This window comes from Bacillus sp. JAS24-2 (assembly GCF_008274905.1).
Taxonomy (GTDB): domain Bacteria; phylum Bacillota; class Bacilli; order Bacillales; family Bacillaceae_G; genus Bacillus_A; species Bacillus_A cereus.
The window spans coordinates 722,501-743,075 of the sequence record NZ_CP031068.1 but is presented as its reverse complement, the minus strand read 5'-3'; the positions used below and the strand labels follow the sequence as shown (position 1 = coordinate 743,075).

The window sequence follows — 20,575 nt, the reverse complement described above, 5'->3', positions numbered from 1 at the left end:
TTATATGAACAAGCCGACAATCATATCAATTACTTTAATTCCAATGAACGGAACGATAACTCCGCCAAGCCCATAAATAAGTAAGTTTCGGCTAAGCAATGCATTAGAACTCATCGGTTTATATGCAATACCTTTCATCGCTAACGGAATGAGTAATGGAATAATAACAGCGTTAAATATTAATGCTGATAAAATCGCTGACAGTGGTGATGTTAATTTCATAATGTTCAATGCTTCCATTTGCGGAATCGCAAGTGTAAACATTGCTGGAATGATTGCAAAATATTTCGCTATATCATTCGCAATACTAAACGTCGTTAACGCACCTCGTGTCATTAACAATTGCTTACCAATTCCTACAACCTCAATAATTTTCGTCGGATTCGAGTCTAGATCAATCATGTTCGCCGCTTCTTTCGCTGCTGTCGTACCACTATTCATCGCTAATCCAACGTCGGCCTGCGCTAATGCCGGAGCATCATTTGTACCATCACCTGTCATCGCTACAAGTTTCCCTTTATCTTGCTCTGCTTTAATAACAGCAATTTTATCTTCCGGTTTACACTCAGCAACGAATTCATCTACTCCAGCTTCTTTTGCAATCGTTGCTGCCGTTAACGGATTATCACCTGTACACATAACCGTTTTAATCCCCATTTGGCGTAACTGTTCAAAACGCTCACGCATACCCGGTTTTACTGTATCCTTTAAATAAATTAAACCGTAAATACGATTATCTACTGCAACTACAAGTGGTGTTCCGCCCTCTTTTGAAATTAAGTCTGCTTTTTGATTTACATCTTTCGGAATTGTTCCGCCTTGTGACCCAACCCACTCAATAACGGCACCTACAGCACCTTTTCTCACTTTCGTTCCGTCTTGTAAATCAACACCACTCATTCTCGTTTCTGCTTTAAACGGAACAAAATCACCTTGTTCTGCAAGTTCTCTATTATATGATATAGATTTTCCCTGCACATACTCGATAACAGATCGACCTTCTGGTGTTTCATCTAAAACAGAACTAATAGCGGCCCACTTTCCAACTTGCTCAATCGTTTCATTTCCTACAGGCAATAATGTATGAGCCATCCGGTTCCCAAAAGTAATTGTACCTGTTTTATCTAAAATAATTGTATTAATATCGCCAGCAGCTTCTACTGCTTTCCCCGACATCGCTAACACGTTAAATTTTGTCACACGGTCCATCCCAGCAATACCAATTGCCGATAATAGCCCACCAATTGTCGTTGGAATTAAACAAACTAATAATGCAACTAGCACAGCAGTATCAATTTGAAACCCTAAATAATTTGTAAAAATCGGCAACGTCACAACGACGATCAAGAAAATAAGAGTTAAGCTCGTTAATACTGTATTTAAAGCAATCTCATTCGGCGTTTTTTGACGAGCAGCTCCTTCTACTAAAGAAATCATTTTGTCTATAAATGATTCACCAGGATTACTCGTAATGACAATTGTAATTTCATCACTTACGACCATCGTTCCACCTGTTACGGAACAAAAATCACCGCCTGCTTCTTTTATAACAGGAGCTGATTCCCCTGTAATTGCAGATTCATCTACAGATGCTAATCCTTTGATTACTTCGCCATCATTCGGAATCATTTCTCCTTGTTTTACGATAACAACGTCACCTTTTGTAAGATCAGTTGCTGAAACTTGGACAATGTCTCCATTTTCTTTTACAACATTTGCAAACACATCTTTCTTTGACTGCTTTAAAGAATCGGCTTGCGCTTTACCACGACCTTCTGCTAATGCTTCTGCAAAATTCGCAAATAAAACTGTAAATAATAGAATGAGAGAAACTGTTATATTAAACCAACCTGGTATACTACTAGAACTACTTGGAAGAAAAGATAAAATGAACGTAATGATAAATCCAATTTCCACAACGAACATAATCGGATTCTTTATCATGACTTTCGGATTCAATTTCGCAATGGATTGCTTCATCGCATGTGTTACGATATCACGATCCATCGTTTTCGCTTGTCTAACTTCATCTTCTACAGCATGTATTTGTGACTCATTTAATTGTTTTTCTTTTACTACTACCGGTCTCATCATTTACCCTCCATTACTTCAATGTAAGAAATTCTGCAATTGGTCCGAGTACTAACATCGGGAAGAATGTTAATGCACCAACAATTACAATTGTTCCGATGAAGATGCCACCAAATAAACTATTATCTGTACGGAACGTTCCGACTGTTTCTGGCACTACCGTTTTTTCTTTCAACGAAGCTGCCACAGCTAGCATCGTAATTAAACTGAAGTAACGTCCTAAAAACATAACTAAACCAGTCGTAATATTCCAAAACGGTGTATTATCTCCTAATCCTTCAAATCCAGATCCGTTATTCGCAGCTGACGATGTATACTCATATACAACTTGCGTTAAACCGTGGAAACCGGAATGAGAAATAGCATCCGTCCCTAAATTTGTTGAAAGAGCTAATGCCGAAAAGCCTAAAATGAGCAATGGATGAAATAAAATCGTGACCGCAATTAATTTCATTTCCTTACCTTCAATCTTTTTACCTAAAAATTCTGGTGTCCGTCCAACCATCAATCCAGATATAAAGACTGCGATAATTGCATACATAATAATGTTCACAAAGCCTGCTCCAACGCCGCCATATACTGTATTTAACATCATATTTACGAGTGGTACTAAACCACCAATTGGTGTTAACGTATCATGCATCGTATTAACAGCACCTGTTTCCGCAGCAGTCGTTACTGTCGCATAAAGGGAAGAAAATACTGTTCCGAATCTCACTTCTTTTCCTTCTGCACTTCCTTGTACATGCTGGATACCCATTTCGTTTAATACTGGATTTCCATGTAATTCAGATGTCGTAATTGTGATAAATCCTAGTAAAAACATCATGAATAGTGATACGAAAAGGATACGACCTTGCTTTTTATTTCCTACCATTCGTCCGTACGTAAATGGAAGTGCTGTTGGTAATAACATCATAAGCATCATTTGCAAAATATTACTCATTTGTCCTGGATTTTCAAAAGGATGCGTAGAGTTTGCTCCGAAAAATCCACCGCCGTTATTTCCAAGTTCCTTAATGGAAACGAATGATGCAACTGGTCCGCGTAATATACTTTGCTTTGCACCTTCAATCGTATGTGCTGTAACCGCTCCATCTAACGTTTGCGGTACGCCAAGTGCGACAAAAACTAGTGCCGCAATAAATGCGATAGGAAGAAACACTCTCGTTAACGCTCTCGTAAAATCAACGAAAAAGTTACCAAGTTCTTTTCCAGCAAGTCCTCTTATAAAAGCCATAACGAGCGCCAATGTCGTTGCTGGTGCCGCAAACATTAAAAATGTAATCCCGATTAATTGTGATAAATAGGATAAACCATTTTCACCGCTATAATGCTGTAAGTTTGTATCAGCCATAAAACTAATCGCTGTATTAAAAGCGAGCGTAGGCTCCATCCCTTCAATATGCGCTGGATTTAGCGGCAACACACCTTGTAATCTGAAAATGAAATATACAATAACAATCATAAATCCGTTGAGTAAAACTAATGATAATGCGTACTGTTTCCACGTTTGATTGTATTCTTTTACACCCGTAATTTTAAAAATAAGTTTTTCAAAAGGCCCGAATACTTTATCTAGCATTTTGCTACCTTGAAAAGCTTTTTCTAAATAAATCCCCATTGGCTTTGCTACTAAAATAAACAAGAGCATTGTAATAATGACTGCAACCCAAATCATAATGAATGATTCCCCCTAATTAAAACTTCTCTGGATTTAATAATGCATACACTAAATACACTGTAATTGCTGCGACAATAACCGATAAGACAATCATCATGATTGCTTTCCTTCTTTCACAACTTTATCTGACCAACTTGCAAGACTTGCCATTGATGCAACTAATAAAATAAAAATCCCGACCATTACAACATCTAACATAGCTATCCCTCGCTTTGCTTTTGTTAAAATTTACCATTTAAATGTTAAAAAAGAACACTGAGCTCTACTCAGTGTTCAAAAAATGAACAACAAAAAGTAAACCTCCTCTCTAAACGCTTACGAGGTTAGCTGTCGGATTCGGGCCTAAAGAGTAGCCCTACTTTCAAAACTGAAAGATTCACCCCAAGTGACGATGCACAAAATTGGTTCCCCCGCTCCATTTCTGGAACTCAGCGATTTTAGGTTTTTTTGGAAATTTTATGAATGATTTATGAGAGTAAATATACTCCTCTATATTTCACTTGTAAAGGGGTAAATTACTGAAAATAATAATATTTACATTCATTTAAACGCTTACATTGAAGATTATTACTATTATTTCATCTATTTTCTTTATTTCTCTTCTCTTTTCTTAAAAATGACCTTTTAAATATGAAATAAAAAGAGCGAATGAGATGAAGTGCATAGCTTGTTGCACTCAGCATTCGCTCTTTTTATTCAACCTTTATTCTCCTCGTAAAAATGCACGTAAATTTCTCCCGCGAATATAAACTTGTGTCAATTCTGCATGTAGCTGCTCATACTCGGTAATATCCACCTCTAAATACAAAGCATCTTTTGATGGTAATATAATATACGGCCCTGGAAAAAGGGGATCGATCTGAACCAATTCTTGAACTCGCTCTACCGATACTGCCCAACGATTTGCTATATCTCCAAGTAATAGTACCTTCATCATTTCTTCCCCCGCCCTATTCAAAAAATAAAAAAGAAATATTATCACAATTTGTAAACACGACAAACTTAGCTCCAATTGTTTCATAGAGCCTCGCTGGATATCGTTTATTCCTTGTAACAACAGTAATAGGTGCTTGAAAAGAAAAGCGAATGTGTTCTGTGAAAAAACTAACGATTGGAAGCTCATCCCCTAGTAAAATCACCTTCTTAATACACTCACAAATACTAGTAAAGTCCTGCTCCTTACTGCAGCTATAAGTCCAATCAAACCCACAATTCCTAACCTCAGCCGCTATCTCTTCATTTGCTGTAAAAATAATTAACTCATGTTGAAATGATACTAGATCTCTTAAACTATCTACCTTACTTTCTTCTCCAACACAAATAAGTGTTAGTTCCATGTACCTCATCCTCCTTAGTATAAAAGAAATCAAACATAGATTGATATTCCCCTATACTAATCAGATCGATGAAGTGATGTATCCATCATGGCACCGTCCTCTCTCAAGACGCTTACGAAGTTAGCTGTCGGATTCGGACTTTGAGAGTAGCCCTACTTTCAAACTTGAAAGATTCACCCCTAGTGCCTACGCACAAATTGGTTCCTCCGCTCCATATAATTGGACTCAGCGTTTACAAAAAAATGTATTCTGGCTGATATATTACTCCTGTATTTTGAAAAAGTAAACAGAAAAAAAGCCAGTTATAAAACTGGCTTTTCACTTACCTATGCACGCATTCTATTCACTTTATATGCAAAATGATTCGTCGGCCCATGGCCACTACCAATATTCAATGGCTCTTCAATTGCTATACTAATAAATCGTTTTGCTTCTTGAACAGCATCTTCAATTGAGTATCCTTTCGCAAGTCCTGCTGTAACCGCTGAAGCAAATGTACACCCACTTCCATGCGTTTGCTTTGAAGGAATTCGCTCGCTTCTAAACTCAATAAATTTTTCTCCATCAAAGAGGAAATCAATTACTTCATTCCCTTGATATTCTGCATGTCCGCCCTTCATAAGCACATATTTAGCACCTAATTCATGCAATACTTTTGCAGCTTCCTTACTATCTTCAACATTATGAATCTCCATCCCAGTTAACACTTCTGCTTCTGGGACATTCGGTGTTATAACAGTTGCTACTGGTAATAAATATTCTTTTAATGCTTGAACTGCTTCTTGCTGTAATAATGATGCACCGCCTTTTGCAATCATAACGGGATCTAGCACAATATTATTCCAGCCAAACTTTTTAATTTGTTCTGCAACAATTTGAATTATTTCACTACTAAATAACATTCCTAGTTTCACTGCATCTGGTGTTAAATCCGTACCAATTGAATTCAACTGTTCTGTAATACCTTCTAACGGAACAGGATATACCCCTTGAACGCCAAGCGTGTTTTGAGCAGTAATCGCCGTAATAGCCGTCATTCCGTATACACCAAGCTCTTGGAATGTTTTTAAATCTGCCTGAATTCCAGCACCGCCGCCGCTATCAGACCCTGCAATTGTTAAAGCTTTATTCACTTTCATCCCACTCATCCTTTTCTATCCAAAATAGCGATGATAAATCGTTTTTGCTTCGCTTATATCTTTCGTTCCATGTACGAGCACACGGCCATCTTTAAAGGCGACTAACCTCTTGTCTTCAATAGAAAATGATAGTAAATATGGATTTATATTTAAATCATTCACACGACCTTCCAACAACTCTTTATATTGTTCAAAATTTATTTCATCTTTATGAGGTGGTCTAATTTGAACTGTATTTCGCCCGCATAAAACTGCTGTTTTTGATGTGTTCTCTTTATTTAAATACGGATATAATGCATTCTCTCCGCATGAAGGACAATTATGCTGGCGAAGTTTTTGCACATTCATACATGAATACTCATTCTTCCACATATCAAACGATACAAGCCCATCTCGAAGTGATTCGTAATCTTCTACTAACAGTTTAAGAGCTTCTGTTACTTGATGAGAAACGACAAGAGATACAGCAGGTGATATAATACCCGCTGTATCACATGTTGCCCCGCCAAGCGGAATCGACTGTAATAAACATGATAAACATGGTGTTTTACTAGGAAGGATTGTGTAAGAAAGACCGTAACTACCTACACATGCACCGTAAATCCATGGAATAGAATATTTTTGTGCTATATCATTTACAATAAAGCGCGTTTCGAAATTATCAGTCGCATCAATAATTACATCAACATTTATAACAAGTTCTTCTAGCTCTTCAGCTGTTACATCTTGAACGAGAGCTTCTATTGTTACATCGCTATTAATCTCATCTAAACGTTTTTTAGCCGCTATAGCTTTTGGAAGATTATTCTTTACGTCGCTCTCTGCATACAATTGTTGTCTTTGTAAATTACTCCAATCTACATAATCACGGTCAACAATTGTTATCTTGCCAACACCTGCTCTTACAAACATCTCTGCATTTGCACTACCTAATGCACCTGCACCGATAATAAGCACATGCTTTTCTCTTATCTTTTGCTGTCCTTCTTCTCCAATTGGAGAAAATAGTTCTTGGCGAGAATATCGATTATTCAACTACGCTCATTCCTTCTAAAGGACTACTTGCAGTTGCACAACGCTTACGTGCAATACGACCTGCTTCAAATCCTAAACGGCCTGCTTCAATACTTAATTTCATTGCTTGTGCCATTTTAATAGGATCTTTTGCACCTGATACAGCTGTATTTAATAACACGCCATCTGCTCCTAATTCCATTGCAAATGCCGCATCAGCTGGGCTACCAATACCGGCATCAACGATAACTGGTACTGTCGCTTGTTCAATAATGAAGCTCAAATTTAATGGATTTACAATACCAAGTCCTGATCCGATTGGAGATGCTCCTGGCATAATCGCATGCACGCCAAGCTCTTGTAATTTACGTGCTAATACAACATCATCAGATGTATACGGAAGTACGATAAATCCTTCTTCCAGTAACATTTCAGATGCCTTTAACGTTTCTACCGGATCAGGTAATAACGTTCTATCATCACCAATAACTTCTACCTTTATCATGTCACAAAGCCCAGAGGCTTTTGCTAATTTTGCAATACGAACAGCCTCTTCAGCGTTTTTTGCCCCTGCTGTATTTGGTAATAACGTATATTTTTTCACATCAAGTTTCTCTAATAAATTAGGTTGCTTTGCATCAAAGATATCCATACGACGTACTGCAAACGTTAAAATTTCAGCTTCAGAAACGTCAATTGCCTTTTGCTGTACGTCAAAATCAGGGAATTTACCTGTTCCTAATAAAAGTCTAGAATGAAATGAAAATGGTCCAATGTTTAACATAATCAACCGCCTCCTACGAAAGTTACAATCTCAATTTGGTCTCCATCAAAAACAGATGTATCTGTATGATCATCTTTTTGTAAAATATCTTTATTACGCTCTACTACAACAATTCTGTTATCTAACTCTAAATGTGTAAGTAGCTCAGCTACTGTTTTTACACTCGCTGGCACTTCAATTTGGTTACCATTAATTTTTAAATTCAAACTTCCATCCCCTTTCTAATCGCTTCTAGAAAGCAATGAATCTAGCAAATGATTTTCTTGCTTTCCTTCTATTAAATCAGCCATATATTGACCAGAAATAGGACTTAATAAAATACCGTTTCGATAATGGCCCGTGCAAGCATATAAACCTTTTATTTCTTCATGCTCTCCCATATAAGGAGCTTCATGATTCGATTGTGGTCGTAATCCTGCCCACGTGCTTTCCCATTCTGCTTCTTTTAAAGCTGGCAATATTGTATAAGCACGCTCTAATATAGAAGTTATACTTTCTGGCTGCACAGTTTTATTGAACGTATGTGGCTTCATTGTTGCCCCAATTACGTAACGTCCACCGCGCTTTGGAGTAATGTAAAATCTTTCTTGAAAAATAGGTGCTTTTAAAAGTTTTTTTCTACTTCTTACCGCAACCACTTCTCCTTTAACTGGATATGTACCCCAATCACGGTGAAAATAACCTAGTAACTTCGTGCTCCATGAACCTCCTGCAATAACGACTTTCTCACATGTGACAATACCTTCACTTGTAATAACTCCAGTCACTTTATTATTTTCAATACGGATATCAAATACTTCTGCCTGTTCATATATATTAGCACCGGAAATTGCCGCAGAATGTGCGAATGCTTTCGTAAGCTCTGGTGCAATAACATGACCGTCTTTCGGATAATATACTGCTCCTATAATAGATTCGGATAGATATGGCTCTTTTTCCCGCACATGGTCTCCCGTTAGAAAATAAGAATCTTCACCTGTTTTCTGCTGCCAATCCATAATGTGAAGAATTCTTTCCTTCTCATCTTCATTTTGAGCAATACGATAAATTCCTTTTTCTTCATATCCAATATCAATACCCGTCTTTTCACGTAAAACTGCTGCAAGTTGTGGAAATATAGCTCGGCTTTCTCTAGCAAGTTCAAATAGCGGATCATACGCATCCCATTCTGCCTGAACACCAAGTAAACCAGCAGCTGCTTTGGAAGCTTCCGATGCAATACTTTGCTTCTCCACAATCGCTACTTTATGTCCTCTTTCTGCTAGAAAATGTGCAACTGAACTGCCAATTACACCACCACCAATAATCGCTACATCATACTTCTCACACATGTTTTTCCGCCCACTTTCTTATTGATTCCTTATAAGATTTCGCTTTGCTATACGGGTTACTACTACTTACAATTCCAGACATAACTGCTATACCACTTACACCGTTAGTAAGAACATCCACTGTGTTTTCTGGGGTAATTCCTCCAATTGCTGTAATCGGTATAGATAAACACCTTGCAATGTCTGAAATTTCTTCAAGCCCTCTCGCTGGCACACCTTTTTTACAATCTGTCGGAAATACATGGCCATAAACGAGTGAATCCGCGCCATTTTTAAAAGCTACTATTGCTTCATCTAGCGAATGCACAGAATAACCGACATGCAAATACGAAAACTTTTCTTTCACTGACTTTACATCTGTACTTCGATATCCTAGTTGAACACGAGGTATATTTAATAAAATTGCAATATCAATTCGATCGTTTATGACAATTTTAGAAGCCGGAAAGCCCTCCATTAATAGACTTTCCACACCTTCATATAATTCCTTCGTACTCTTCTCACGCTCACGAATATGCAAATAATCAATCTCACTCTCAATTTGCATCGCTACATTCACTAACTCTTCGAATGGCATATGGCCATTTGAGATTACGTGGAGCTCATTTTTCATATTCATTCGCCTACTTTAAAATATTTTCGAATAGTTCATCGGCTGGGACGGTTTCTTTCGTCATTCCTTTGTCCTTCAGCCACTTATTTTGTTTCTCCCAAGATTCTTTTGAATCTGATAAGAATGGCTCATCTTTCGTTTCCATCTTCTCTAATAAAATTTTCATACTTTCCTTTTCAACTTCTGGCACAAGTGGGAAGTTTTCTTTTTCTTGATGATTTAATAAAATATTCAATGCTTCATCTGGGTTTTTCTTCATGAAATCATAGCCTTTTTTCGTACCACGTAAGAAAGCTTGCAACGCTTCTTTATCTTTTTTCAACGTTTTATCACCTGTTACAAACACAAGCTCATGGTAGTTTGGTACTCCGTAATCAGCTGGATTAAAGTACGCTGGTTCATGGCCTTCATGACGCATAACAGGTACTTCATGGTTAATGTATGCCCCTGTTACCGCATCTACTTTCTTCGTAATTAATGCTGGTACTAAATCAAATCCAACATCAACTACTTTCACTGTATCAGGATTACCACCAGCTTCTTTTACCATCGTTTTTAAATACATCTCACTTAAAGGTGTTCCAGAGTATCCTACTGTTTTTCCTTCTAAATCTTTCGGTGATTGAATGCCCGCTGATTTCAGTGATACAACATGATTTAATGGTGAACGTACGACAGCTCCAATTGATTTCACTGGAATTTGCTCATTCGCTCTCGCCATAACAACATCTGGCTGATAATACAAGCCAACTGTTACCTTCCCTGCTGCTGCCAGCGTTAATGGATCAGTCGGATTAGAAGGGAATTTAATATTTACCTTTACACCTTCTTCTTTAAAGTATCCTTTTTCAATTGCTGCATAGATAAAGCTATGTACCGCATTTGGATACCAATCTAACATGACTGTTATTTCTTTCTCTTTTTTACTTTTGTCTGATGCTGAATTACTCGAACATCCTGCAATTATTGCAATTAATAATGTAAACACAAAGATGCGCTTTAAAAATTTCATGAATACTTCCTCCAACTAATGAATTTCTTTTCTAATATGGAAATAATTACGACGAAGAAAATAGCTAATAATGATAACAATACAATAGGTGCAAATACGCCAGCTCCATCTAACTGCGTCATCATTCTCTTACTGAAATATCCAAGCCCAGCTTGTGCACCGAGCCATTCTCCAATTGCTGCTCCGATAACACTAAGCGGAACTGCAATTTTTAAAGCTGAGAAAAAATAAGGAAGAGCAGACAGCAACTTTAATTTAAGAAAAATATCTCTTTTTGTTGCTCCATATGTAACTAAGAGCTCCTCCCATTCTTTTTTCGTACTACGCAGTCCATCATACGTATTGACCGCAATTGGGAAAAACGTAATTAAAACTGTGACAACAACCTTACTCCAAATTGTGTATCCAAACCATAAAACAAATAGCGGAGCAAGCGCAGTAATCGGAATCGTTTGTGAAGCAACTAATAATGGATAAAATGCTCTCTCCATCCATGTACTCGCATTCATTAACATCGCTAGCCCTACACCTAATACGATAGAGATAACAACACCTATTAAAACGACGTATAACGTTGCAGGTAAATGAACTGTAAATAATATGTCTTTTAGTTTCCATATCTTCATTACAATCGCAGAAGGTGACGGTAAAATGTACATCTCATCTACAATTCTTGCTCCTATTTCCCACACAGCTAGTAAAATACTAGAAAGTGTAATAGCAGGAACTAATTCTTTCAATCGGTTCATCACACAAGTACCTGCCTTTGTAACATACTAAGAAGCTCATCTTTCAGCGCTAATACTTCCGGTTTATATAAATCTTTTCGTGTTCTGTTATGATCAAGCGGTACAGTCCGCTCAGTCAAAGTCGTTATCGGCTGCTGTTCCACTACTAAAACTCGGTTTGAAAGAAATAACGCTTCTTCAACATCATGAGTAATGAATAAAATTGTTTTTTTCCACTCTTGCCATTGTTCAAACAACCATTCTTGCAAAGAGGTCTTCGTTAAAGCATCCAACGCACTAAATGGTTCATCTAACAGCAATATTTCCCCGCCTGTTAATAAAGTTCGAATAAAAGATACACGTTGTCTCATACCACCAGATAAATCTTTCGGATATTTTTTCTCATACCCTTGCAAACCAAATTTATGTAACAGTTCCTTTGCCTTTACTTGTGCTTCTTTCTTCTGTACACCTTGGCACTCTAGCGGCAGGGCAGCATTCTCAATAATTGTTCTCCACGGCAAAAGCATATCTTTTTGCGGCATATATCCTACAGGATGGTGCTTTGTTTCTGTCAGTTCTATCTGTCCAGTACTTACCTTTTCTAGACCTGTAATAAGGCGAAATAAAGTACTTTTCCCACATCCACTCGGTCCGATAATACTGACAAACTCTTTCTCATGTATAGAAGCATTTAATTCATGGATGATTGGTTTCTCATCGTAATGAAAAGAAACATTATGAAACTGTAGTATGTTCTTGCTCCTCAAATCCCCACATCTCCTTACGATAGGACATATCCCAGAATAAATATTCAAATCGACTGGAATATAAGAAAATCTCCTCTAATCTTTCTAGTTCTGTCTCAGACTTTCCCACTGCCATTTCATTTAATAAATCTATTAACCAAATACACAGATTACCGTATTCTTCCGAACTATATCCTTGAATCCACTCACCAAAAAACTCATGATCTCTTGCTCCAGGAATATCATTTAAACGCTTTCCAATTTCCCAATAGCTCCACATACATGGAAGAAGCGCTGCTATTAATTCCGCAAGTGTGCCATTTTGAGATACAGACATCATGTAATTTGTATAAGCTAAATTTTTAGCAGATGGTTTCGCAGACTCTATCTCCTCTATAGAAATTCCAAGTCTTTTTGCATATTGTTTATGGATTGTCATTTCGCCATTTAATATTCCATCAATTTGTTCAGCGAACTTTCCCATTACTTGTGGATTCGTTGCTTTTACAACACCAATCGCATATAACTTTGCATAATCTAGCAGATATAAATAATCTTGAATAATATAATACTGGAATTTATCTTTTTCTAACGTTCCATCTCCCATACCCACTACAAACGGATGATTATGACTCATCTCCCAAACCGGTTGCACAGTTTCTAATAATCTATCGCAAAATTTCATTTCTCTATCCCCTTTCAATATATGTATCTAAATAAAAAACCACTTCTATATATAAGAAGTGGTTACAGCAAATAAAGTTATACATTTATTCGATGTTCCACTTCCCTTCGCTAGTATTACCTAGATCAGGTGTTGTAAGGGTTAAGGATTATTCCTCTCTCAGCAAATCAAGCACCCCTAGTGGTTTCAATATGAAATTTTTAAATAAAAAAGCCCCGTTTCTATACGCAAAGAAACGGGGACTCATTGTTAGTGTCCGAATTGCTTCCCTACGCTAGCATAATCTAGATCAGGTAATAAAAAGGATCAAAGGCTTACGGCCTACTCTCAGCTGGCAACACCAGCTCTCCTAGCAAACTATAAAATTATCACTGTCAGTATAACACCCTAATAAGACATCATCAACTTTTTTTAATTTTCTTAATTATCAACAGAATATCAAAGTTATACAATACATACATTCTATTTTAGAAAATAAAACCCCAATTAATTGCATAAGAAGGAATCATTATCCTCAAAAAATTTATTTTTATATTGATTTCATATTACATTTATGTGAATACACCCACTATATTATATCTTTATACTATAATAAAATTACAACTATACAACTAGAGGAGGTCTCTATTCCATGAATATAAAAGCTACTGCTTTAACAGCAACTACTGTAGCGATTGCTTCTTTACTTCCTTCTATGGGTGAAACAAATGTACAAAAAGCAAACGCTGAACAATTATCTAATATTAAAACTGGGTATGTCAAAGTCGATCAAGTAGCATTACATACAGAAGATAACGTAAAAAGCACATCAATTGATACAATTCGCTTTAATACAAAAGTGAACATCCTTGAAACAACTAATGAGTGGTATAAAGTATCTGTTCATAATAAAGTAGGTTATGTACAAAAAGATGCTATTTTACTAAAAAACAAACTTCATTCTAATGATCAATACATCGTTAATGCTAATGCATTAAACGTTCGCTCTGAACCTAATTTAGAATCTTCCATTTTAGATGTATTACCAAATGGCAAGTTTATTACCGTTCAAGAAGATCAAGGCGAATGGTATAAAATATCGCATAATGGCCAAACAGGTTACGTACAAAAAGCATTCATCTCTAATGGTTCACAACCCTTAGTAAAAGGAATCACCGTTCAAAATAATACAAAATATACTGTTGCAACACCTAATCTAAATGTACGTAGCAACGCTAGTACAAGTAGCGCTCTACTCGGTTCATTACAAAACGGTACACAAGTACAAGTAGTAGAAACTGTAGGAACTTGGTATAAAATTCGTTTTGGCACAGGATACGGATATGTAGCAAAACACTATGTAGTACAAAATCAACCACAAGCTAAAACAGATCAACCTTCATCAATTCCAGCTGCTTTCAAATTCCCTGCTCAAGGAAGAATTAGCTCAACCTTTGATATACGCTGGGAACAAATGCATTATGGTATAGATATTGCCGCTCCAGGAAACGTCTCTATCCAAGCTGCTGCTGCAGGTAAAGTTGTGAAATCTTATTATTCAGCTAGCTATGGCAATGTTGTTTTCATTGCGCATCAAATCAATGGGAAATTATATACAACTGTTTATGCTCATATGAAGGATCGCACTGTACAAGCTGGTGATCAAGTACAAACTGGACAATTAATAGGTCATATGGGAAACACAGGTCATTCATACGGGCAGCATCTTCATTTTGAATTACATAATGGAGAATGGAATTTTGAAAAAACAAATGCAGTAAATCCACTGCCATATTTAGTTAGGTAAATTGTATGCCACGCAATATACCTCTTATAATTGAATACGTAGCCTTTTTAGGTTTAATCTGTTGTTTAATCATTTACAATACAAACATTGTATTTTTATCTATTATTATTGCTTTTGTTGCATTAGAAATTATGATGGAATCATTTCAAGTGCAACTAAAACAAAAAATTGCCCATATTTATAATGCTATTTTTCTTTTGAGTGCTCTCATAACAAATATAATTAGTAATGGCTTTTATTTATCTACTGTATTTCCAGTATTCTTTATGGCTGTTTTATTATTTGTAGCTAGATATATTAATGTCCCTTATAACCAAAAACAAAAACAAGAAGCTTAGAAAGAGGAGACACTGTGTACCAATCTTTCAAAGATACTCCAATAAAATACATATTGAATTTGTATAAGAAAGCCAATACTTTTTTTGGTATACAAGGAAGTTATACTGAACAACTTCTCCTATATGGAATGTTTTTTCTTGTCTTAATCACTTTCTCCTTGTTTTACTAACAAAAAAGGATCTCACATAAACTGGAGATCCTTTTTAATTTATATTAATTTTTCATATCGAAAATATTGTTTATCCACAAGCATATTTTTCATAAATAAAGCTCAGATTATATTTTTTCTCTAAGCTCATTCGTTGTTCGTCATCGCACCAATAGAAAAGAATATCATGAATCGTTGCGTAACGCTTATTTTTAAGAAATAGCCTAAAGAATGATGGTAAACAATCATGTAATTGTATAAATATATAATTGCGTAGTGTTTCTTCTTTATATTCAATGCCCTTACAAATATACAGTAATTCTTCACAATAATATGCATGCTGTGGAACTTGTATCATTTCGAAAAATGGCACATAAGATAGTAGCTTTCCAATAAAATGACCGTATCGATCCATTACTCCTATCGTCATATGCTCCATCATTTCTTTCATCACATATAAATAATCATCTACATGCGTTGTCTTTAATGGGTCTAAGCGATCGGAAATTTGAGATAATACAGCTCTTTGACATGCTAAAACTGCCTGACTAGGTCCATAATATGATAGGAAATCTGTACACTTACGATATTTCCGTAATAAATCATGTGTATACAAATCATATACAAAAGTATTACAATACATTGCTAAACTCATCATATCACTATTTAATTGCTCTTTTGATAATGATTTCGCTCTCTTGCACATATAAAAGAATGTAAATTCCAATACTTCTTTATGAGATAATAAATGTTTACAATCGGTTATACACTTCTCATTAAATTTAACTCTATCCCAAATTTCAATATCCCTATCTGTCAATTCACCTATACGATATTTAATAATTAAATAATTTAAAGCAACTGATTGCGTCAAAAGATCCCATGTTTCATATTCCAATGAAGTATGAACAAACTCAGCTAATCCTTGCGCTATCATAAAATCATTTGCCTCTTCATACCAACCAATCTCTTGGCATAAGCGAAGAATACGCACTAAAGTTGGAATTTCATCTTTATGAAACTGCGGTAATTTCTTTGCTTTATTCATGCCATATACGATAAATGCCGCTAAATTTTCTTCTTTATAAAATTCTTTTTCTTTCCATACTAATATAGTTCGTTCTTTCCCCTCACCTTTTGGGTGACAAGGTACAAGCAAAGAAAATAATTCAGCGAAATTATTTGGTTCTATATATGTATCTGTAACCAAATTCCAATTTGGATCGCCCTGTACAGCCTTCATATAATTCCCCTTCCCTTTTCATCTATGTAGGAAATATTAATTTATTATCGCACCACTAAAAATTAATATTGTTATATTCAAAATCCCTCATAATACTTATATCTATCAGTATATCATCTTTTCTCTTATTAAAAATGAAGAATAACAAATTAAAAAAAACTGTCGAAATTATTAACCGTATCCTTATTATATAATGTCTCAGATACATCACGCTAACATATTAGTTTAATCCATATATACTAGAATAATGTATCTGAACTTTATATATAATTTAGCTCTTTATGAGTGACCATTAGACTCTCGGTTAATTAAAGTTTCAATTTACTCTGTATGCTCTGAGATTTCGCTCAAGGCAAATCCAGCTTGATCATCTGCTGATTCCCTTATAGCTAAATCTCCTAGTGCTAACATGCCAATAAGTTGACCACTATCAACTACTGGTAATCGTCTAATTTGATGCTGTGCCATTAGCTCTGTAGCTTTTTCAATAGAATCATTTGGAGAAACTGAGATAATATTTGTTGTCATCACATTTGTAATTTTATTAGATCCAGGATGTTTTTCAGCAATCCCTCGAACGACTAAATCACGATCAGTAACAAGCCCAACAACTTGCTCATTTTCAACAACTGGAATTAATCCAACTGATTCTTCCTTCATTTTAACAGCTGCCTCATATACATTGTCTAGCGGTGTACAATGTACAATATGGGTACTCATTAAGTCTCTAACTCGTGTCATTATTTATTTCCTCCTTTTTATACATACCATAGCTTTTCCAAAATTCCTTTATTTATTTCTGGAAAGTAACGTAATAAAAAGGATTAACAAAATAAAAAAGAGCCAGCATAATGCTGACTCTTTTTTGTATGACCCGTACGGGATTCGAACCCGTGTTACCGCCGTGAAAGGGCGGTGTCTTAACCACTTGACCAACGGGCCATGGCTCCGCAGGTAGGACTCGAACCTACGACCGATCGGTTAACAGCCGATAGCTCTACCACTGAGCTACTGCGGAATAATATATGGTGGGCCTAAATGGACTCGAACCATCGACCTCACGCTTATCAGGCGTGCGCTCTAACCAGCTGAGCTATAGGCCCATATACTTTTACAGGGGCAGTAGGAATCGAACCCACACTGGAGGTTTTGGAGACCTCAGTTCTACCTTTAAACTATGCCCCTAAATGATGCCGGCTAGAGGACTTGAACCCCCAACCTACTGATTACAAGTCAGTTGCTCTACCAATTGAGCTAAGCCGGCATAAAAAAATGGTGGCTCGGGACGGAATCGAACCGCCGACACGAGGATTTTCAGTCCTCTGCTCTACCGACTGAGCTACCGAGCCAACATAAATGGCGGTCCCGACCGGGGTCGAACCGGCGATCTCCTGCGTGACAGGCAGGCATGTTAACCACTACACCACGGGACCATTTGGTTGCGGGGACAGGATTTGAACCTGCGACCTTCGGGTTATGAGCCCGACGAGCTACCGTGCTGCTCCACCCCGCGATAATATAAAGTTTTAAAAAATGGAGGAGGTAGAGGGATTCGAACCCCCGCGCGACTCTCGCCGCCTGTCGGTTTTCAAGACCGATCCCTTCAGCCGAACTTGGGTATACCTCCATGAAGGAAAAAATAAATATTTTATTATTATATGTCTAAACCATTAAAGAAAAAATGGAGGAGGTAGAGGGATTCGAACCCCCGCGCGATTCTCACCGCCTGTCGGTTTTCAAGACCGATCCCTTCAGCCGAACTTGGGTATACCTCCGAGACATATATTAAATAAAGTGGAGCCTAGCGGGATCGAACCGCTGACCTCCTGCGTGCAAGGCAGGCGCTCTCCCAGCTGAGCTAAGGCCCCATGTTTTTTGGGAATATCGGGAAGACAGGATTTGAACCTGCGACCCCCTGGTCCCAAACCAGGTGCTCTACCAAGCTGAGCCACTTCCCGTTAATAAAAGCGCGCCCGAGAGGAGTCGAACCCCTAACCTCTTGATCCGTAGTCAAACGCTCTATCCAATTGAGCTACGGGCGCATATGGTGCCGAGGGCGGGGGTCGAACCCGCACGGTGGTCACCCACCGCAGGATTTTAAGTCCTGTGCGTCTGCCTGTTCCGCCACCCCGGCATGTCATATTGAAAATTGGAGCGGAAGACGGGATTCGAACCCGCGACCCCAACCTTGGCAAGGTTGTATTCTACCACTGAACTACTTCCGCAAGACATGTATGAGTTATTTTATTAAAAGTGCGGGTGAAGGGAGTCGAACCCCCACGCCAAAGGCGCTAGATCCTAAGTCTAGTGCGTCTGCCAATTCCGCCACACCCGCATATTTCATTAAAATGGTGAGCCATGAAGGACTCGAACCTTCGACCCTCTGATTAAAAGTCAGATGCTCTACCAACTGAGCTAATGGCTCTTAATGGCTGGGCTAGCTGGATTCGAACCAGCGCATGACGGAGTCAAAGTCCGTTGCCTTACCGCTTGGCTATAGCCCATTAATTAAGAATGGTGGAGGGGGGCAGATTCGAACTGCCGAACCCGAAGGAGCGGATTTACAGTCCGCCGCGTTTAGCCACTTCGCTACCCCTCCGACATGTATGGTGGAGGATGACGGGATCGAACCGCCGACCCCCTGCTTGTAAGGCAGGTGCTCTCCCAGCTGAGCTAATCCTCCATTTTGCCTGGCAACGTCCTACTCTCACAGGGACAAGGTCCCAACTACCATCGGCGCTAGAGAGCTTAACTTCCGTGTTCGGTATGGGAACGGGTGTGACCTCTCTGCCATCATTACCAGACTGTATTCATTTAAGACAAGAATCATTGTAACTTATTTAACTTTTAAAGTCAACAAGTTTTTTATATTCTTTCAAAACTAGATAACATTGCTTCATATTATATGGTTAAGTCCTCGATCTATTAGTATTCGTCAGCTCCACATGTCACCATGCTTCCACCTCGAACCTATCAACCTGATCATCTTTCAGGGATCTTACTAGCTTACGCTATGGGAAATCTCATCTTGAGGGGGGCTTCATGCTTAGATGCTTTCAGCACTTATCCCTTCCGCACATAGCTACCCAGCTATGCCCTTGGCAGAACAACTGGTACACCAGCGGTGCGTCCATCCCGGTCCTCTCGTACTAAGGACAGCTCCTCTCAAATTTCCTACGCCCACGACGGATAGGGACCGAACTGTCTCACGACGTTCTGAACCCAGCTCGCGTACCGCTTTAATGGGCGAACAGCCCAACCCTTGGGACCGACTACAGCCCCAGGATGCGATGAGCCGACATCGAGGTGCCAAACCTCCCCGTCGATGTGGACTCTTGGGGGAGATAAGCCTGTTATCCCCGGGGTAGCTTTTATCCGTTGAGCGATGGCCCTTCCATGCGGAACCACCGGATCACTAAGCCCGACTTTCGTCCCTGCTCGACTTGTAGGTCTCGCAGTCAAGCTCCCTTATGCCTTTGCACTCTACGAATGATTTCCAACCATTCTGAGGGAACCTTTGGGCGCCTCCGTTACACTTTAGGAGGCGACCGCCCCAGTCAAACTGCCCACCTGACACTGTCTCCCGGGTCGATAAGACCCGTAGGTTAGAATTTCAATACAGTCAGGGCGGTATCCCACCAGCGCCTCCACCGAAGCTAGCGCTCCGGTTTCAATGGCTCCCGCCTATCCTGTACAAACTGTACCAAAATTCAATATCAGGCTACAGTAAAGCTCCACGGGGTCTTTCCGTCCTGTCGCGGGTAACCTGCATCTTCACAGGTACTATAATTTCACCGAGTCTCTGGTTGAGACAGTGCCCAAATCGTTACACCTTTCGTGCGGGTCGGAACTTACCCGACAAGGAATTTCGCTACCTTAGGACCGTTATAGT

At 38.2% G+C, this 20,575-nt stretch carries 20 protein-coding genes, 20 tRNA genes, 2 rRNA genes and 4 riboswitches (1 of these 46 only partly in view); of the genes, 2 read left to right on the top strand and 40 right to left on the bottom strand.

What is annotated here, in order from left to right; genetic code table 11:
• The 16 genes from kdpB to tenA all read right to left on the bottom strand — a co-directional run bounded on the left by kdpB (window position 1) and on the right by tenA (window position 13,167).
• Entirely contained in the window at window positions 1–2,091 is a 2,091-nt protein-coding gene (gene kdpB / locus DN407_RS03880; RefSeq protein ID WP_061654752.1) for a potassium-transporting ATPase subunit KdpB, read from the bottom strand.
• A 13-nt stretch (window positions 2,092–2,104) separates the two neighbouring features.
• Window positions 2,105–3,772, bottom strand: a complete 1,668-nt coding sequence (gene kdpA, locus DN407_RS03875; protein ID WP_149216028.1) for a potassium-transporting ATPase subunit KdpA — start codon at window positions 3,770–3,772, stop codon at window positions 2,105–2,107.
• 19 nt (window positions 3,773–3,791) lie between these two features.
• Window positions 3,792–3,869, bottom strand: a complete 78-nt coding sequence (kdpF, locus tag DN407_RS03870) for a K(+)-transporting ATPase subunit F (RefSeq protein ID WP_223153441.1) — start codon at window positions 3,867–3,869, stop codon at window positions 3,792–3,794.
• Entirely contained in the window at window positions 3,869–3,973 is a 105-nt protein-coding gene (locus DN407_RS03865; RefSeq protein WP_000887894.1) for a SipW-dependent-type signal peptide-containing protein, read from the bottom strand. Before DN407_RS03865 ends, kdpF begins: the two co-directional genes overlap by 1 nt.
• Window positions 3,974–4,073: 100 nt before the next feature.
• A riboswitch (cyclic di-AMP (ydaO/yuaA leader) is annotated at window positions 4,074–4,219 on the bottom strand.
• A 259-nt stretch (window positions 4,220–4,478) separates the two neighbouring features.
• Complete coding sequence (locus tag DN407_RS03860) at window positions 4,479–4,712, bottom strand: hypothetical protein (RefSeq protein WP_001985933.1); 234 nt, start codon at window positions 4,710–4,712, stop codon at window positions 4,479–4,481.
• Between the two features lie 13 nt (window positions 4,713–4,725).
• A complete protein-coding gene (locus tag DN407_RS03855; protein WP_000424067.1) occupies window positions 4,726–5,112 on the bottom strand; it encodes a hypothetical protein in 387 nt (128 codons plus the stop codon).
• Window positions 5,113–5,205: 93 nt separating this feature from the next.
• Window positions 5,206–5,353, bottom strand: a riboswitch (cyclic di-AMP (ydaO/yuaA leader).
• A gap of 85 nt (window positions 5,354–5,438) precedes the next feature.
• Window positions 5,439–6,251 (bottom strand): bifunctional hydroxymethylpyrimidine kinase/phosphomethylpyrimidine kinase, encoded by an 813-nt coding sequence (thiD, locus tag DN407_RS03850; protein ID WP_000867378.1) that lies wholly within the window; start codon window positions 6,249–6,251, stop codon window positions 5,439–5,441.
• Between the two features lie 15 nt (window positions 6,252–6,266).
• The gene (thiF, locus tag DN407_RS03845) at window positions 6,267–7,286 is read right to left on the bottom strand and encodes a thiazole biosynthesis adenylyltransferase ThiF (protein WP_001065413.1); all 1,020 of its coding nucleotides are present in this window, start codon (window positions 7,284–7,286) and stop codon (window positions 6,267–6,269) included.
• Window positions 7,279–8,049: a thiazole synthase gene (gene thiG / locus DN407_RS03840; protein ID WP_000931981.1), complete on the bottom strand. Its 771-nt coding sequence runs from the start codon at window positions 8,047–8,049 to the stop codon at window positions 7,279–7,281. The genes thiF and thiG overlap by 8 nt, the downstream gene beginning before the upstream one ends.
• A 2-nt stretch (window positions 8,050–8,051) precedes the next feature.
• Entirely contained in the window at window positions 8,052–8,255 is a 204-nt protein-coding gene (gene thiS, locus DN407_RS03835) for a sulfur carrier protein ThiS (RefSeq protein ID WP_001049502.1), read from the bottom strand.
• Between the two features lie 15 nt (window positions 8,256–8,270).
• On the bottom strand, window positions 8,271–9,380 hold the full coding sequence (thiO, locus tag DN407_RS03830; RefSeq protein ID WP_149216027.1) for a glycine oxidase ThiO: 1,110 nt from the start codon (window positions 9,378–9,380) through the stop codon (window positions 8,271–8,273).
• A complete protein-coding gene (tenI, locus tag DN407_RS03825) occupies window positions 9,373–9,993 on the bottom strand; it encodes a thiazole tautomerase TenI (protein WP_000787170.1) in 621 nt (206 codons plus the stop codon). Before tenI ends, thiO begins: the two co-directional genes overlap by 8 nt.
• Before the next feature lie 10 nt (window positions 9,994–10,003).
• Window positions 10,004–11,005: an ABC transporter substrate-binding protein gene (locus tag DN407_RS03820; protein ID WP_000670416.1), complete on the bottom strand. Its 1,002-nt coding sequence runs from the start codon at window positions 11,003–11,005 to the stop codon at window positions 10,004–10,006.
• Window positions 11,002–11,754, bottom strand: a complete 753-nt coding sequence (locus DN407_RS03815; protein ID WP_149216743.1) for an ABC transporter permease — start codon at window positions 11,752–11,754, stop codon at window positions 11,002–11,004. Before DN407_RS03815 ends, DN407_RS03820 begins: the two co-directional genes overlap by 4 nt.
• On the bottom strand, window positions 11,754–12,503 hold the full coding sequence (locus DN407_RS03810; RefSeq protein ID WP_088361068.1) for an ABC transporter ATP-binding protein: 750 nt from the start codon (window positions 12,501–12,503) through the stop codon (window positions 11,754–11,756). Before DN407_RS03810 ends, DN407_RS03815 begins: the two co-directional genes overlap by 1 nt.
• Window positions 12,472–13,167, bottom strand: coding sequence for a thiaminase II (tenA, locus tag DN407_RS03805; protein ID WP_000666828.1), 696 nt, complete (start codon window positions 13,165–13,167; stop codon window positions 12,472–12,474). Before tenA ends, DN407_RS03810 begins: the two co-directional genes overlap by 32 nt.
• Window positions 13,168–13,252: 85 nt before the next feature.
• Window positions 13,253–13,356, bottom strand: a riboswitch (TPP riboswitch).
• Window positions 13,357–13,416: 60 nt separating this feature from the next.
• Window positions 13,417–13,528: riboswitch (TPP riboswitch) on the bottom strand.
• Between the two features lie 270 nt (window positions 13,529–13,798).
• Between tenA and DN407_RS03800 the strand changes: the two genes are divergently transcribed.
• Both DN407_RS03800 and DN407_RS03795 read left to right on the top strand, forming a co-directional pair.
• Complete coding sequence (locus tag DN407_RS03800; RefSeq protein WP_149216026.1) at window positions 13,799–14,953, top strand: SH3 domain-containing protein; 1,155 nt, start codon at window positions 13,799–13,801, stop codon at window positions 14,951–14,953.
• 5 nt (window positions 14,954–14,958) lie between these two features.
• Complete coding sequence (locus DN407_RS03795; protein WP_001137823.1) at window positions 14,959–15,291, top strand: hypothetical protein; 333 nt, start codon at window positions 14,959–14,961, stop codon at window positions 15,289–15,291.
• Between the two features lie 240 nt (window positions 15,292–15,531).
• Here DN407_RS03795 and DN407_RS03790 read toward each other — a convergent pair whose 3' ends face one another.
• The 24 genes from DN407_RS03790 to DN407_RS03675 all read right to left on the bottom strand — a co-directional run.
• Window positions 15,532–16,683, bottom strand: coding sequence for a DUF3965 domain-containing protein (locus DN407_RS03790; protein WP_000648912.1), 1,152 nt, complete (start codon window positions 16,681–16,683; stop codon window positions 15,532–15,534).
• A 321-nt stretch (window positions 16,684–17,004) separates the two neighbouring features.
• Window positions 17,005–17,424: a CBS domain-containing protein gene (locus DN407_RS03785; protein ID WP_000199010.1), complete on the bottom strand. Its 420-nt coding sequence runs from the start codon at window positions 17,422–17,424 to the stop codon at window positions 17,005–17,007.
• A gap of 129 nt (window positions 17,425–17,553) precedes the next feature.
• Window positions 17,554–17,625 (bottom strand) — tRNA-Glu (locus DN407_RS03780).
• Between the two features lies 1 nt (window position 17,626).
• Window positions 17,627–17,701 (bottom strand) — tRNA-Asn (locus tag DN407_RS03775).
• Window positions 17,702–17,709: 8 nt separating this feature from the next.
• Window positions 17,710–17,786 (bottom strand) — tRNA-Ile (locus tag DN407_RS03770).
• A gap of 11 nt (window positions 17,787–17,797) precedes the next feature.
• Window positions 17,798–17,868 (bottom strand) — tRNA-Trp (locus DN407_RS03765).
• Window positions 17,869–17,874: 6 nt separating this feature from the next.
• Window positions 17,875–17,947: transfer RNA gene (locus DN407_RS03760), tRNA-Thr, on the bottom strand.
• Window positions 17,948–17,956: 9 nt separating this feature from the next.
• A tRNA-Phe gene (locus DN407_RS03755) sits at window positions 17,957–18,032 on the bottom strand.
• 8 nt (window positions 18,033–18,040) lie between these two features.
• Window positions 18,041–18,116: transfer RNA gene (locus tag DN407_RS03750), tRNA-Asp, on the bottom strand.
• Between the two features lie 3 nt (window positions 18,117–18,119).
• Window positions 18,120–18,196: transfer RNA gene (locus tag DN407_RS03745), tRNA-Met, on the bottom strand.
• Between the two features lie 21 nt (window positions 18,197–18,217).
• A tRNA-Ser gene (locus DN407_RS03740) sits at window positions 18,218–18,310 on the bottom strand.
• A gap of 55 nt (window positions 18,311–18,365) precedes the next feature.
• Window positions 18,366–18,458, bottom strand: a tRNA-Ser gene (locus tag DN407_RS03735).
• A gap of 20 nt (window positions 18,459–18,478) precedes the next feature.
• Window positions 18,479–18,551, bottom strand: a tRNA-Ala gene (locus tag DN407_RS03730).
• 16 nt (window positions 18,552–18,567) lie between these two features.
• Window positions 18,568–18,641, bottom strand: a tRNA-Pro gene (locus tag DN407_RS03725).
• 10 nt (window positions 18,642–18,651) lie between these two features.
• Window positions 18,652–18,725: transfer RNA gene (locus DN407_RS03720), tRNA-Arg, on the bottom strand.
• A gap of 3 nt (window positions 18,726–18,728) precedes the next feature.
• A tRNA-Leu gene (locus DN407_RS03715) sits at window positions 18,729–18,817 on the bottom strand.
• Window positions 18,818–18,833: 16 nt separating this feature from the next.
• Window positions 18,834–18,908, bottom strand: a tRNA-Gly gene (locus tag DN407_RS03710).
• A 29-nt stretch (window positions 18,909–18,937) separates the two neighbouring features.
• Window positions 18,938–19,018, bottom strand: a tRNA-Leu gene (locus DN407_RS03705).
• Window positions 19,019–19,032: 14 nt separating this feature from the next.
• A tRNA-Lys gene (locus DN407_RS03700) sits at window positions 19,033–19,108 on the bottom strand.
• A 4-nt stretch (window positions 19,109–19,112) separates the two neighbouring features.
• A tRNA-Gln gene (locus tag DN407_RS03695) sits at window positions 19,113–19,187 on the bottom strand.
• Window positions 19,188–19,198: 11 nt separating this feature from the next.
• Window positions 19,199–19,282: transfer RNA gene (locus tag DN407_RS03690), tRNA-Tyr, on the bottom strand.
• 8 nt (window positions 19,283–19,290) lie between these two features.
• Window positions 19,291–19,366 (bottom strand) — tRNA-Val (locus tag DN407_RS03685).
• A gap of 5 nt (window positions 19,367–19,371) precedes the next feature.
• Window positions 19,372–19,487: ribosomal RNA gene (gene rrf, locus DN407_RS03680) — 5S ribosomal RNA — on the bottom strand.
• 101 nt (window positions 19,488–19,588) lie between these two features.
• Window positions 19,589–20,575, bottom strand: a 23S ribosomal RNA gene (locus tag DN407_RS03675) (it continues 1,935 nt past the right edge of the window).

Excerpts from the sequence above, each read along its gene's own strand:
- DN407_RS03790 (WP_000648912.1), bottom strand. The coding sequence starts at position 16,683 with ATGAAGGCTGTACAGGGCGATCCAAATTGGAATTTGGTTACAGATACA.
- kdpA (WP_149216028.1), bottom strand. The coding sequence starts at position 3,772 with ATGATTTGGGTTGCAGTCATTATTACAATGCTCTTGTTTATTTTAGTA.
- thiD (WP_000867378.1), bottom strand. The coding sequence starts at position 6,251 with ATGAAAGTGAATAAAGCTTTAACAATTGCAGGGTCTGATAGCGGCGGC.
- DN407_RS03795 (WP_001137823.1), top strand. The coding sequence starts at position 14,959 with ATGCCACGCAATATACCTCTTATAATTGAATACGTAGCCTTTTTAGGT.
- DN407_RS03860 (WP_001985933.1), bottom strand. The coding sequence starts at position 4,712 with ATGATGAAGGTACTATTACTTGGAGATATAGCAAATCGTTGGGCAGTA.
- DN407_RS03820 (WP_000670416.1), bottom strand. The coding sequence starts at position 11,005 with ATGAAATTTTTAAAGCGCATCTTTGTGTTTACATTATTAATTGCAATA.
- DN407_RS03800 (WP_149216026.1), top strand. The coding sequence starts at position 13,799 with ATGAATATAAAAGCTACTGCTTTAACAGCAACTACTGTAGCGATTGCT.
- thiG (WP_000931981.1), bottom strand. The coding sequence starts at position 8,049 with ATGTTAAACATTGGACCATTTTCATTTCATTCTAGACTTTTATTAGGA.
- tenA (WP_000666828.1), bottom strand. The coding sequence starts at position 13,167 with ATGAAATTTTGCGATAGATTATTAGAAACTGTGCAACCGGTTTGGGAG.
- DN407_RS03855 (WP_000424067.1), bottom strand. The coding sequence starts at position 5,112 with ATGGAACTAACACTTATTTGTGTTGGAGAAGAAAGTAAGGTAGATAGT.
- DN407_RS03815 (WP_149216743.1), bottom strand. The coding sequence starts at position 11,754 with ATGAACCGATTGAAAGAATTAGTTCCTGCTATTACACTTTCTAGTATT.
- kdpF (WP_223153441.1), bottom strand. The coding sequence starts at position 3,869 with ATGATTGTCTTATCGGTTATTGTCGCAGCAATTACAGTGTATTTAGTG.
- DN407_RS03785 (WP_000199010.1), bottom strand. The coding sequence starts at position 17,424 with ATGACACGAGTTAGAGACTTAATGAGTACCCATATTGTACATTGTACA.
- thiO (WP_149216027.1), bottom strand. The coding sequence starts at position 9,380 with ATGTGTGAGAAGTATGATGTAGCGATTATTGGTGGTGGTGTAATTGGC.
- kdpB (WP_061654752.1), bottom strand. The coding sequence starts at position 2,091 with ATGAGACCGGTAGTAGTAAAAGAAAAACAATTAAATGAGTCACAAATA.
- DN407_RS03865 (WP_000887894.1), bottom strand. The coding sequence starts at position 3,973 with ATGTTAGATGTTGTAATGGTCGGGATTTTTATTTTATTAGTTGCATCA.
- tenI (WP_000787170.1), bottom strand. The coding sequence starts at position 9,993 with ATGAAAAATGAGCTCCACGTAATCTCAAATGGCCATATGCCATTCGAA.